At 64.9% G+C, this 12,807-nt stretch carries 11 protein-coding genes; 6 read left to right on the top strand and 5 right to left on the bottom strand.

All coding sequences use genetic code 11. From position 1 onward, the window contains the following. Positions 1-82 precede the first annotated feature (82 nt). Complete coding sequence (locus tag JQ592_RS18420) at positions 83-2,044, bottom strand: putative bifunctional diguanylate cyclase/phosphodiesterase (protein ID WP_211404227.1); 1,962 nt, start codon at positions 2,042-2,044, stop codon at positions 83-85. Positions 2,045-2,125: 81 nt separating this feature from the next. Here JQ592_RS18420 and JQ592_RS18415 point away from each other — a divergent pair, with 81 nt between their 5' ends. Further along, a complete protein-coding gene (locus tag JQ592_RS18415; protein WP_246820505.1) occupies positions 2,126-3,373 on the top strand; it encodes a hypothetical protein in 1,248 nt (415 codons plus the stop codon). Positions 3,374-3,385: 12 nt separating this feature from the next. Here JQ592_RS18415 and JQ592_RS18410 read toward each other — a convergent pair whose 3' ends face one another. Continuing rightward, on the bottom strand, positions 3,386-3,751 hold the full coding sequence (locus tag JQ592_RS18410) for a nuclear transport factor 2 family protein (RefSeq protein ID WP_211404226.1): 366 nt from the start codon (positions 3,749-3,751) through the stop codon (positions 3,386-3,388). Positions 3,752-4,063: 312 nt separating this feature from the next. On the opposite strand from JQ592_RS18410, the gene JQ592_RS18405 reads away from it, so the two are divergent. Genes JQ592_RS18405 through hemC form a run of 3 tightly spaced genes read left to right on the top strand, consistent with a single transcriptional unit; the run spans position 4,064 to position 7,335 of the window. Then, a complete protein-coding gene (locus tag JQ592_RS18405) occupies positions 4,064-4,654 on the top strand; it encodes a TetR/AcrR family transcriptional regulator (protein WP_211404225.1) in 591 nt (196 codons plus the stop codon). Between the two features lie 49 nt (positions 4,655-4,703). Further along, a complete protein-coding gene (locus JQ592_RS18400) occupies positions 4,704-6,329 on the top strand; it encodes a GMC family oxidoreductase (protein ID WP_211404224.1) in 1,626 nt (541 codons plus the stop codon). A gap of 25 nt (positions 6,330-6,354) precedes the next feature. After that, the gene (gene hemC, locus JQ592_RS18395; protein WP_211404223.1) at positions 6,355-7,335 is read left to right on the top strand and encodes a hydroxymethylbilane synthase; all 981 of its coding nucleotides are present in this window, start codon (positions 6,355-6,357) and stop codon (positions 7,333-7,335) included. A 98-nt stretch (positions 7,336-7,433) separates the two neighbouring features. Here the strand turns inward: hemC and JQ592_RS18390 are convergent, their stop codons facing one another. Together JQ592_RS18390 and JQ592_RS18385 are read right to left on the bottom strand one after the other, a co-directional pair. Then, a complete protein-coding gene (locus JQ592_RS18390; RefSeq protein ID WP_211404222.1) occupies positions 7,434-8,588 on the bottom strand; it encodes an alpha-hydroxy acid oxidase in 1,155 nt (384 codons plus the stop codon). 13 nt (positions 8,589-8,601) lie between these two features. Continuing rightward, positions 8,602-10,248, bottom strand: a complete 1,647-nt coding sequence (locus JQ592_RS18385; RefSeq protein ID WP_211404221.1) for an L-lactate permease — start codon at positions 10,246-10,248, stop codon at positions 8,602-8,604. A gap of 223 nt (positions 10,249-10,471) precedes the next feature. Here JQ592_RS18385 and JQ592_RS18380 point away from each other — a divergent pair, with 223 nt between their 5' ends. Next, positions 10,472-11,233, top strand: a complete 762-nt coding sequence (locus JQ592_RS18380; protein WP_246820504.1) for an FCD domain-containing protein — start codon at positions 10,472-10,474, stop codon at positions 11,231-11,233. Positions 11,234-11,443: 210 nt separating this feature from the next. Here JQ592_RS18380 and hemE read toward each other — a convergent pair whose 3' ends face one another. Then, positions 11,444-12,478, bottom strand: coding sequence for a uroporphyrinogen decarboxylase (gene hemE, locus JQ592_RS18375; protein WP_211404220.1), 1,035 nt, complete (start codon positions 12,476-12,478; stop codon positions 11,444-11,446). Between the two features lie 106 nt (positions 12,479-12,584). On the opposite strand from hemE, the gene JQ592_RS18370 reads away from it, so the two are divergent. Next, complete coding sequence (locus JQ592_RS18370) at positions 12,585-12,800, top strand: hypothetical protein (protein WP_211404219.1); 216 nt, start codon at positions 12,585-12,587, stop codon at positions 12,798-12,800. Positions 12,801-12,807: the final 7 nt, after the last annotated feature.

Raw genomic sequence — 12,807 nt, 5'->3', positions numbered from 1 at the left:
GGTCTTGCTCCGGCGCGCACCTTCCCGGATTGTGCTCCGCTCCATCCGGGCTACGGCGTCTCTAAGGATAGCCGCAGAGCCCCTACGCCGCGTAGATCGCCCGGTACTTCTTCGTGTCGAGCAGCGCCCGCACGCCATCTGCCGCCACCGGCCGGCTGATCAGATAACCCTGCACCTCGTCGCAACCGACCTGGCGCAGATATTCGAGCTGGTCGGCGGTCTCGACGCCTTCGGCGACCACGGCGATGTTGAGGTCCCGCGCCAGCGAGATCACCGACTTCACGATCGCGGCGCAGTCCGGCTGCACCAGCATGTCGCGGATGAAGGACTGGTCGATCTTGATCCGGCTGAACGGCAGCTTGCGCAGGTAAGTCAGCGATGAGAAGCCGGTGCCGAAATCGTCGAGCGCCACGGTGACGCCGAGTTGCAGCAGCGCGTTCAGGATCGAGGCGGCCGAGCCGTATTTCGACAGCAGCATCGATTCCGTGATCTCGATCTCGAACCGGCTGGGAGAGACCTTTGCATCGGCGAGTGCCTGCACGATGGTCTGGAGGATGGCCGTGTTGTGAAACTGCGATGCGGAGAAATTCACGGCGACCCTGATGTCTTCGGGCCAGTCCGCCAGCGTCGCGCAGGCGCGCCGGATCACCCATTCGCCGATTTCGTGGATCAGCCCGGTCTCCTCGGCGATGGCGATGAACTCGCTCGGCGGCACAAGGCCCCGCGAGGGATGCTGCCAGCGCAGCAGCGCCTCGAAGCCGGTGATGCGGTTCTCGTCGAGGTCGAGGAACGGCTGGAAGACGAGGAACAGCTCGTCCCGCGCAATGGCACCCTCGAGATCCGCTTGCAGCGCCTTGCGGTCGCGGGACAGCCTGTCGTCGGCTTGCTCGAAGAAGCAGACGGTGCCCGGTCCCGCCTTCTTGGCGCGATAGAGCGCAGCGTCCGCGTTCTTCATGATGTCGAGCGCCATGTTGCCGTCGCGAGGCGCCAGCACGATGCCGACGCTGGTTGCGCCGACGATCTGGCGGCCCTCGATCTGGAACGGCTCGTCGAAGGCCACAACGAAGCGCTCGGCGATCTCGAGCGCATCCTCGGGCCGGGCCAGATTGGCCATCACCAGCGCGAACTCGTCGCCGCCGATGCGCGCGACGTGCTCAGCCGCGCGGGTGCAGCGCTGCAGGCGGCCTGCGACCTGGACCAGGAATTCGTCGCCGGCGGGATGGCCGAACTTGTCGTTGACCTCCTTGAAGCGATCGAGATCGAGCAGCAGCACCGCGAACTCCTCGCCCGATAGCGCAAGGCGCTTCAGCGCGGCATCGAGCGTCTCATTGAAGGCGAAGCGGTTGGGCAGGTGCGTCAGCGGATCCTGCCGCACCGTTCGCTCCGCCTCGATCTGCCGCATCACGCGCCGCGCGAACGAGAACGAATTGACGAACACGCCGCGTAGCAGCACGCTGCCATAGACCACGACGAGGAAGGCGATCAGCAGGAAGGCCAGGTCGCCGTTCCTGCCGAGGCAGATGGCGATGCCGGCGAAGATCGGGGCCGTGAAGGCGATGGCCGCGATCGGGATCGTTGCGAAGGCGAGCGCGCCGCCGGCCAGCATTCCCGAGCACAGGCAGGTGATGACGAGCTGGCCGCCGGTCGAAGCGTTGGCGAAGAAGGCGACCGGGACGATGCCCCAGGCGGCCCCGAGCAGAAAAGCATTGCGCACCAGCCGACGCATGGCGCGCTCCGAGACGAAGTGCGGCTTGGTGATGCGCCGCGCGGCGCGGGATTGCAGGCCGAATGCGATCGCGGCGACGGCGACGGAGACCGCCCAGATCAGCGCGAACGTCCGGTCCGGCGACGACCACAGCGCGATGGCCAGCACGATGGCGTTGCAGGCATTGGCGAGCATGATGCCGACCGAATAGCCGAGCACCAGCGACATCTGTTCGGCGCGGATGTGCCCCGCCACGGCTTCGTCCGTTGCGGGACCGCCGAACGCCGACAGATCGCCGGCGAACAGCCGCGCGAAATAGCTGGTCAGTTGTGTCCGCATTCCAGAGCCTAGCAGCAGGGCCGTTTGTCCGGCTCAATCCGGAGAATTCGCTGCAAACCTTTGACGAACTATGAATTATCCATGCTTGCCAGGGTGGTCGCGACCACTTCTGCGTGTTCAAAGGAAGGTATCGATAACAAATCGATACAAATGCGGTGTTATGCGTCACGCCTGTGGCACATGGCCTGTTCGGTGGCGGCAAGGAAGCTGTCTGCCTCTTCGCTGAGCGGCTTCGGGTCCCGGAAGAACTGCTCCCCGATCGGCTTTTTGCCGCACCCCGGCCGGATCGAGACGCCCCCCGATCGCGTGATACGTTCGTGGACCGACCAGGCCACCTTGCGCGGCGTCGGCACTGGATGCATTCGAAATCCCGAGGGCCTGTCCATGATCGAGCCTTCAGCCGATGTTTCGGCAACGGTCGAATACACGATGGACAAGTGGCGGATGGACCGGGTTCCCTGGGCCATGTGGGCTTGCGTCGCCGGCCTTGCGATCGCGCTTCACGCCGAGAGCCGTGGCCAGAATGGAGCAGTTTTGGCCGCCGTCTATTTGGCTCTCCTGGGTCTGGCGTTCGCAGGCTATGCACTGACGACCCTGATCGGACGGTCCGGCCTGCCACTGCTTCTGGAGTTGTTGATCGGCGCCCTTGTCCTGATCATCGTCTCCGCCCTCGTCGGTGGCATCAGCCTGATGGTCGGCGGGTCGACCGGCGGCTCCAGCTATGTCGGCGCCATGCGCAGTCTCTATTGGAGCCATCTCGTGAACCCATCGCTGAATGTTTTCGGCTGGATGTTGCTCTACTTGGGATCGGGATGGATCGCGTTCTCGTCCTACCGGCACTTCCATGCGGACCGGGCAGTCGTCTCCATGTCTGCCGCGGGCATCCGGTTTCACAGGCCCTGGCTCAAGGGTCTTTTCATCCCCTGGCAGGAGGTGCGCGGGGTGGGCCACCTCGAGGTCCCTGGCATGTCGGGGGTGCCGTATGTCAGTCCGTATGCTGCTGCCGTCACGGTCGGTCAGGATTTCTATGAGCAGCACATCGCGCCGAAGCGAAGCTTCCTTGCGCCACCCGGGTCAGAAGCCATGTTCCAGCCGAAAGGCGAGATGATGCAGGTGGTGCTCAATAGCGCCGACATGACGGTCAAGCCCGATGATTTTCTCGGGCCAGCCGGGGCGCGATGGAAAGCCTTCCGGGATCGGGCCGGATCGTCATCGCAGCCCGGCGGCACTATCGTCTACGGACGGTGGTCCATCAACGGCTCTGCATGGCAGGCCGTTCAGTTTCTTGCGCCTCTCGTCGGCATGGCCGTGGTCATGCTGTACCGATAGGCGCAATCCTGCTCAGCGTCCGAGTTGCTTCGGATCGTAGAAGAAGCGCTCCTCGATGATCTCATTGCCTCGCCAGGTCTGCCACGCGATCTCCTCCAGCGTCCGCGTCACGCCCTCGGCGTTGGTGAAGGAGAATTTCCAGCGGCTGGCGACAATGTCGCCATCGATCAGGCTCGGGCCGAGGCGCACGGCAGTAACCTCCTTGAACGCCGCCAGCACGCCGCGCTCCTTGTCCGCGAGCTTGTCGCGCCCGACCACGGGCGCGGCGAGGTTCTCATAGGTCGCGGCATCCGGGGTGTAGTAGTCGAGGATCGCTCCGACGAAGTCGCCATCCTCCAGCCGCTTCGCAAAGGCTTCGACGATGTCACGGCTCGGCATGGCGACCTCACAAGAAAAACCGACTTATAGTCGGTAATTACCGACCGATAGTCGAAAAGTCAACTGGCCGCCTCTCTTCCCTTCTCCCCTTGTGGGAGAAGGTGGCGCGAAGCGCCGGATGAGGGGTTGTCTCCGCGAATTCCATTGCGAGAGAGTCACGCGTGGATAGAGACCCCTCACCCCGTCTCGCCGCTCCGCGGCGAGCCACCCTCTCCCACAAGGCCCACAAGGGGAGAGGGTGCAGTGTCAGCGCGGCGCACCGTGTTGAATCACTGACTGGCCGCCTGTCGCGAATTCGACTAGACGAAACTCATGGCGAAACAGGCGGAGCGGCGGGCGGCGACATCGGAGGCGATCCTGACGGCGGCGCGCCGCCTGTTCGGGACGCAAGGCTTTGCCGCCACCACCATGGACGAGATCGCGGAAGGCGCCTCCGTCGCCAAGGGCGCGGTCTATCATCACTTCAAGACCAAGGAGGCAGTGTTCGAAGCCGTGTTCGACCAGGTCTCGCGCGACCTCGTTGCCGAGATCGACCGCACAGCGCGGGCCGAGAAGGACGTGCTCGCCGCGATGGTCGCCGGCACCCAGCATTATTTCGCCGCGACCGCCAAGGGACCGACCGGCCAGATCATCCTGCGCGACGGTCCCGCCGTGCTGGGCTGGGAACGCTGGCGCGAGATCGACGCGCAGCACTTTGGCGGCAAGATGCCGCGTGCGCTCTCCGCAGCGATGGAGGCCGGCCTGATCGCGCGGCAGCCGGTCGAGCCGCTGGCGCGGCTGCTGCTCGGCGCGGTCACGGAGGCCGCGGTCGCCTGCGCCGGTCGCGCCGATATCGCAAGGGCGGGTGCGGAATATGCCCGTGCGTTCAGGTCGCTGGTCGAGGCGCTGCGCGTCAAGGCATGATTGTGCTAAGCCACGAAACGGAAACGCCCAACAAGAAGACTAGTAGCGCATGAACGCAAATTCCTCCCTCACTCCGTCAGAACCCGAATTCGACTACATCATCGTCGGCGCCGGCTCAGCCGGCTGCGTGCTTGCGAACAGATTGTCTGCGAACGGCAAGCACAGCGTGCTGCTGCTCGAGGCCGGCCCGAAGGATTCCAACATCTGGATCCACGTCCCGCTCGGCTACGGCAAGCTGTTCAAGGAGAAGTCGGTCAACTGGATGTACCAGACCGAGCCGGAGCCCGAGCTGAAGGGCCGCCAGGTGTTCCAGCCGCGCGGCAAGACGCTGGGCGGATCGAGCTCGATCAACGGCCTGCTCTATGTCCGTGGCCAGCACGAGGACTACGATCGCTGGCGCCAGCTCGGCAACACCGGCTGGGGCTATGATGACGTGCTGCCTTATTTCAAGAAGGCCGAGAACCAGTCGCGCGGTGCGGATCAGTATCACGGCACGGATGGGCCGCTGCCGGTCTCCAACATGATCGTGACCGATCCGCTCTCGAAGGCCTTCATCGACGCCGCGGTCGAGACCGGTCTGCCCTACAATCCTGATTTCAACGGCGCGACGCAGGAAGGCGTCGGCCTGTTCCAGACCACGACGCGCAACGGCCGGCGCGCCTCGACGTCGGTCGCCTATCTCGGCCCCGCGCGGACGCGCAGCAATCTCAAGATCGAGACCGAGGCGCTCGGTCAGCGCGTGCTGTTCGAGGGACGTCGCGCCGTCGGGGTCGAATATCGCCAAGGCGCTGCACTGCGCCGCGCGCGGGCGCGGAAGGAGGTCGTGCTGTCGAGCGGCGCCTACAACTCGCCGCAGCTGCTCCAGCTCTCCGGCGTCGGCCCTGGCGATCTCCTGCGCAAGCACGGCATCGATGTGGTGCTGGACGCAGCTGGCGTCGGCCACGACCTTCAGGACCACATGCAGGTCCGCATCGTGATGCGCTGCTCGCAGAAGATCACGCTGAACGACACCGTCAACAATCCGCTCCGCCGCACCATGGCCGGCGCACGCTATGCGCTGTTCCGCAAGGGCTGGCTGACGATTGCGGCCGGCACGGCGGGCGCATTCTTCAAGACCAGTCCGCGGCTCGCCTCGCCCGACATCCAGGTCCATTTCCTGCCGTTCTCGACCGACAAGATGGGCGAGAAGCTGCACGATTTCTCCGGCTTCACCGCCTCGATCTGCCAGCTCCGGCCCGAGAGCCGCGGCTCCCTGCGCATCAAGAGCGCCGACCCGACCGTGCCGCCGGAGATCCGCATCAACTACATGTCGACCGAGTCCGATCGCACCACCAACGTCGAAGGCATCAAGATCCTGCGCAAGATCTTGAACGCACCCGCGATGGAGCCGTTCGTGGTCGACGAGTACGATCCCGGGGCGAAGGTATCCACGGATGCCGAGATCCTGGATTATTGCCGCGAGCGCGGCAGCACCATCTATCATCCGACCTCGACCTGTCGTATGGGCAACGACGCGCTCGCGGTGGTCGATCAGCGGCTGAAGGTGAGGGGGCTCGAAGGCCTTCGCGTCGTCGATGGCTCGGTCATGCCGGACCTCGTCTCGGGGAACACCAACGCGCCGATCATCATGATCGCCGAAAAGGCCTCCGACATGATATTGGAGGATGCGCGGTAACTTCGCTGCTTGAGAGGGTTTGGACTTGGCTACGCGGTTCAAGATCGGCACACGCAAGAGCGCGATGGCGCTGGCCCAGACGGAGGAGATTGCGCGCCGCCTGACCGCCGCCGTACCCGGTCTCGATGTCGAGATCGTCAAGTTCGACACCACGGGCGATCTCGACCAGACCAGCAAGCTGTTGCCGCATGGCGGCAAGGGCGGCGCCTTCGTGGCGCAGATCCGCGCCGCCGTGCTGTCGGGCGAATTGCAGGCGGCGATGCATTCGCTGAAGGACATGCCGGGCAACGAGGACACGCCCGGCCTCGTCATTGGCGCCACGCTGTCGCGCGATCCGCCCGGCGATGCGCTGGTGCTGCGCGACGGTGTGACGCTCGAGGCGCTGCGCCAGTCCCGCGGCAAGGGTTTTAAGATCGGCACCAACGCGGTGCGCCGGGCCGCCTATGCGCGGCGATTGTTCCCGGAGGTGGAAGTGATCCACTTCCGTGGGGCCGCCGACACCCGCGTGCGAAAGCTCGACAATGGCGAGAAGCAGCGCTTGCCGGACGGCGGCGCCGTGGGCCCGGCCGATGCGCTGATCATGGCGCGCTCGGGTCTCGATCGCGTTGGACTCGCCAGCCGCATCGCCTACGAGTTTGCGACGGCGGAGATGCTGCCGGCGGCAGGGCAGGGCATCGTCGCGGTCGAATGCGCAGCGCAGGACTGGCAAACGCGAAAGATCCTGTCATCGATCGACGATCCCGCCGCCCATGCCTCAGCCGATGCCGAGCGCGAGGTGCTGTGGGTGCTCAACGGTCACTGCAATTCGCCGGTGGCGGGCTTCTCGACCATCGCGAGCGATCAGATGTCGCTCACCGCATCCGTGCTCGACCTCTCCGGCAACACCATCATCGAAGCCTCGCGCACGGGGCCGGCCAACCGCCCGCGCGAGCTCGGCCGTGCCGTGGGACTCGATCTGCTGGCGAAGGGTGCAGCGGAGATCATCGAGCGCAGCCGGCCGCGCTAGACTCGGATTTATCAGCGACCGAGACGAACCGCCAGGTCCCGCGCGCGCCGCTTCAAACTGATGACCGCCTCCTATCGATGCGCCGTCGCGCCGGTATTTCACGCTGCCGACTTGAAGCGCAAATTGGCGCGCGAGAGTTGGCCGAGCGAGGTGCATCCCATCAGCTTCATGTCGCGCTCGAGCTCGGCCCGCAACAGGCCGAGGGCCCGCTCGACGCCGGGCTGACCGGCCGCCGCCAGCGGATAGAGATAGGAGCGCCCAAGGCCGACGGCCTTGGCACCGAGCGAGAGCGCCTTCAGGATGTGGGTCCCGCGCTGGATGCCGCCATCCATCATCACGTCGATGCGATCGCCGACGGCGTTGACGATTTCGGCGAGTTGGTCGAAGGCGGAGCGAGAACCGTCGAGCTGCCGACCACCATGGTTCGACAGGATGATCCCGGCGCAGCCGATCTCGACCGCGCGGCGCGCATCGGCCGGCGACATGATCCCCTTCAGACAGAATGGCCCGTTCCAGCTCCGCACCATCTCGGCGACATCATCCCAATTCATCGACGGATCCAGCATCTCGGTGAAATACCGGCCGATCGACACCGCGCCACCGCTCATGTCGACATGCTCCTCCAGTTGCGGCAGCCTGAATCTCTCGTGGGTGACATACTGGATGCCCCATTGCGGCTTGATCACGAACTGGAGCATTCCGGCGAGCGTCAGACGGAAGGGGATACTGAATCCCGTCCGCAGGTCGCGCTCGCGATTTCCACCGGTGATGCTGTCGACCGTCAGCATCATCACCTCGACGCCGGCGTCCTTGGCGCGCTGCATCATCGCACGGTTGAGCCCGCGATCCCTGTGGAAATAGAACTGATAGACCTGCGGCGTATCATGGGCCTTGCGCAGCTCCTCGAGGCTGACCGTGCCGAGCGAGGAGACGCCGAACATGGTGCCGTAGCGCGCCGCGGCCGCAGCGACGGCACGCTCGCCCCGATGGTGAAACAGACGCTGCAAGGCCGTCGGCGAGCAATAGAACGGCAGCGCAAGCTTCTGTCCCATGACGGTGACCGAGAGGTCGACCTCTTGCACGCCGCGTAGCACATTGGGCACGAGGTCGCATTGCTCGAAGCTCGCCGTGTTGCGGCGGTGGGTGACCTCATCGTCCGCCCCACCGTCGATGTAATCGAAGATCGGCCCGGGCAGCCGGCGACGCGCCAGCCGCCGGAAGTCGTGAAAATTGTGACACTGTGACAATCGCATCGCCAGCCCCCGATCAGGGCACGAGCAGCTTGAGCGGCCAGACGTAAGCCTGGCCCAGCACCAGGATGCCGACGAGAACGACGAGCGCGAAGCTGTGGAAGAAGACGAAGCGCAGGATCGTGCCCTCGTGGCCGTACCATTTGGTGGCCGTGGACGCGACCACGATGCTCTGCGCGTCGATCATCTTGCCCATGACGCCACCGGAGCTGTTGGCGGCTGCCATAAGCACCGGACTGACGCCGATCTGTTCGGCGCTGATGCGCTGAAGTCCCCCGAACAGTACGTTCGAGGACGTATCCGACCCCGTCAGCGCGACGCCGAGCCAGCCGATCAGCGCGCCGAAGAACGGATAGAGCGCCCCGGTCTTGGCGAAGGCCAGTCCGAGCGTGGCATCCGTGCCGGAGTAGCGGGTGACGAAACCGAGCGCCAGCATGCAGGCGATGGTCGCGATCGAATAGCGCGTCAAATAGAGCGTACGCGCATAAATTCGGATCAGACCGAGCGGACCGTAGCCGACCAGTAGGCCCGAAATGATCGCCGACAGGAGAATGCCGGTGCCGGCCGCCGAGAGCAGATTGAGCATATAGACCGCGCCCTCTGCGACAGGCTTGGCCACGACCGGCGGCGCCTTCTGAACGAGGTTGTGCAGCCCGAGCACGGGAAACTTGGCGACCCAGATGCCGTCGAGCCAGCTCTTCACCTGCGGCGTGCCCCAGGCGAAGACGAAAGCCGAGAAGATGAGCCAGGGCGTCCACGCCTTGGCGACAGCCGCCTTGGTGGTCTTGCCGACGGCAGCCTCGTCCGATAGCGGGGCGCCATAGCGCGCCGGCATCTCCTTCATCGCATGCGTGGGCCGCCAGACGCGCAGGAACAGCGCGAGGCTTGCCATGGAGACCACCGCGGCAATCACGTCGACCAGCCATGGGCCATGGAAGTTCGAGACCAGATATTGCGGAACGGCGAACGAAACGCCGGCCACCAGAATGGCGGGCCAGATCTCGAGCATTCGGCGGAAGCCGACGAAGGCCCAGATCAGCCAGAACGGCACCAGCAGCGAGAAGAACGGCAGCTGCCGCCCGATCATCCCGCTCAGCTCCTGGAGATCCAGCCCAGTCACCGCGCTGAGCGCGATCACGGGCGTTCCGAGCGCGCCATAGGCGACCGGCGCGGTATTGGCGATCAGCGACAGGCCGGAGGCGGCGAGCGGCGAAAAGCCAAGCCCTATCAGCATCGCGGCGGTGACCGCAACCGGCGTGCCGAACCCTGCGGCGCCCTCGAAGAACGCACCCAGCGAAAACGCGATGAAGAGCAGCTGGAGGCGGCGATCGTCACTGATCGAGGAGACCGAGCGTTGCAGCACCGCGAACTCGCCCTTCTCGTTCAGAAGCTGATAGAGGAAGATGATGTTGATGATGATCCAGCCGATCGGCAGGAGCCCGAAGCCCGCGCCGTAGACCGCGGCCATTCCGGCCATGCCCGCCGGCATGCCGAACGCGAACACGGCAACGCCGAGGGCGGTCACGAGGCCAATGGCTGCCGCCCAATGCGCCTTGATTTCGAAGACCGCAATCGCACTCAGCAGCACGATGACCGGCAGCGCCGCCGCGGCGGTCGAGAGCCATGGATTGTTGAAGGGGTCGTAAGCCTGGGTCCACGCCACGAAAATCTCCTCGCGTTGTCCTCATCTGCCGCCGCGTTGGTCCACGGTCTTGGGTATCCACATTGTCCGATACCTATATTGGTAAAATTAATTTACCAGAATTGTCAATTGGGAAATATTATTAATCCGGAATCGGTCGTGGGGAGGATGCTTGACCGAGGGCGCGAAAGGGCCATACTTCGCAACCGAATCTGCGCGCTCTGCCAAAGGGATAGGTGCCATCTTGAGCAACGTCGTCCGGACGCCGAAAATCGCGGAAGCGATGGCCGATCACATCGAGAAGCTGATCCTCGAGGGCGTATTACGGCCTGGAGAAAAGCTCGCGGCGGAGCGGGATCTCGCCGAGAAGCTGGAGATCTCGCGACCCTCACTGCGCGAGGCGCTGCAAATCCTCGAAAAGCGCGGGCTGCTCGCCACCACCCGCTCGGGGACGTTCGTCGCCCAGTTCCTGTCGCCGCTGTTGCGGCCGCTCGCTACGCTGTTGCAGGACAAGCCGCGTGTCACGGCCGACTATTTCGAATTCCGCAGGATTCAGGAGGCGCACGCCGCCCGCTTCGCCGCACTGCGTGGCACCGATCTCGACCGGCAGGCGATCCGGGATTGCGCCGATCGGATGCGAAAGGCCCATAAGCTCGAAGATCCGAGCCAGGAGGGTGATGCCGACGTGGAGCTTCATCTCCTGATCTACGAGGCGAGTCACAACGTGGTGTTGCTCCACGTCATGCGCGCGCTTGCCGACCTCTTGCGCAACAACATCTTCTATAGCCGCGCGCAACTCTATTTGCGCGAGGGCGTCCGCGACCAGCTGCTGGAGCAACATCTGGCGCTCGCGGACGCGGTGATCGCAGGCAAGACCAAGGAGGCTGAAGCGGCTGCGGCCGAGCACATCCGTTTCACCTTCGAGACGGTCGAAGAGATCAGGCGCGACGATCTCCGGCTCGAAACGTCGCTCAGCCGGGTGAATCGCAGCGATTTCCTCGCCTGACGTGGCCTCTCATCGAGCGCAGCCGGCTGCGGTAAGCTTCGCCGAAATCACAATCTGCGATCCTGCCATTCTGCCCCTGTTTTGCCCGACGGGTCAAACCTCGTCGCTTCCGGACCTGAGGCTGCGCCGTGCGAAATTCTTCAATGATTTGTACTGTGCATGGGGTTGTTTTCGCACTTTTTTGTTTCCGCCTCCTGAGAGGCTGAAACATTAGCCCCGCACCCGCTTGATCATCTGCTCGACATGGGCGATCGGCGTCTCCGGCTGGATGCCGTGGCCGAGATTGAAGATCAGCCGCCCCTCGGCGAAATTGGCCAGCACGTTGTCGACCGCGCGGTCGAGCGCGGCGCCGCCGGTGATGAGCACCAGCGGATCGAGATTGCCCTGCACGGCGACCTTGCTTTGCACGCGCTCGCGGATGAAGGCCGGCTCCGCGGTCCAGTCGATGCTGACGCCGTTGATGCCGGTCGCCTCGACGTAAGGCGGCAGCAGTGCGCCGGCGCCGCGGGGAAAACCGATGATCTTCGCATCCGGCACCTTCGCGCGCACGCCCTCCACGATGCGCCGCGTCGGCTCGACCGACCACCGCACGAATTCGGCCGGCGGCAGCACGCCGGCCCAGGTGTCGAAGATCTGCAGGGCATCGGCGCCGGCGGCGAGCTGGGCCAGCAGATATTCGATCGAGCTGTCGACCAGCACGTCGATGATTTTCGAGAATGCCTCGGGATGCCGGTAGGCCATCATTCGTGCGGGCGCCTGGTCGGGCGTGCCTTGGCCGGCGACCATGTAGGTCGCGACCGTCCACGGCGCGCCGCAGAAGCCGATCAGCGCGGTCCTGGGATCGAGCGCGCTGCGCACGATCTTCAGTGCGTCGAACACCGGTTGCAGCCTGCCGAGATCAGCGCGCGGCGCCAGCGTCGCGACCTTGGCGGCATCGTCGAGCGGCTCGAGCCGCGGGCCTTCACCGACCTCGAAGCGCACCGAGCGGCCGAGCGCGTAGGGGATCACGAGAATGTCGGAGAAGATGATCGCCGCGTCGAAGCCGAACCTGCGGATCGGCTGCAATGTCACCTCGGCTGCAAGTTCCGGGTTGAAGCAGAGATCGAGGAAGCCGCCAGCCTTGGCGCGCACCTCGCGATATTCCGGCAAGTAGCGGCCGGCCTGTCGCATCATCCACATGGGCGGGACGGGCTGGCGCTGGCCGGAGAGCACGTCGATGAAGGGCTTTTTTGCAGGCTGGGGCACGAATGGTCCTGAACGAGGTTATGGCTCCTGATACACCGCCCCGGCGCTCAGCGGAACAGGGGAACCTGCGCAATCGGGTCGCGTTGACCAGCCAAAGGAGGAGCTCATGGCTGAGAGATTCAATCCCGCCCCGCACGACAAGCACGCCGACGATCTGCGTGAGGCGCTTGCCGCCGATCGTCATGCCAAGCTCGATACAGGTCTGGAAGACACCTTCCCCGCATCCGATCCCGTCAGTGCGGCCCAGCCGACACCGTCGAAGGCCGATGCGGAGGCAGATGCCCCCTCGCTCTGGGACAAGGTGAAGGCGATCTTCAGCTAGCGGCGAG

This window comes from Bradyrhizobium iriomotense, assembly GCF_018129405.1.
In the GTDB taxonomy this organism is placed as follows: Bacteria; Pseudomonadota; Alphaproteobacteria; order Rhizobiales; family Xanthobacteraceae; genus Bradyrhizobium; species Bradyrhizobium iriomotense_B.
Note: the sequence above shows the minus strand (reverse complement) of the source record. Positions and strands in the feature narration are given on the sequence as shown.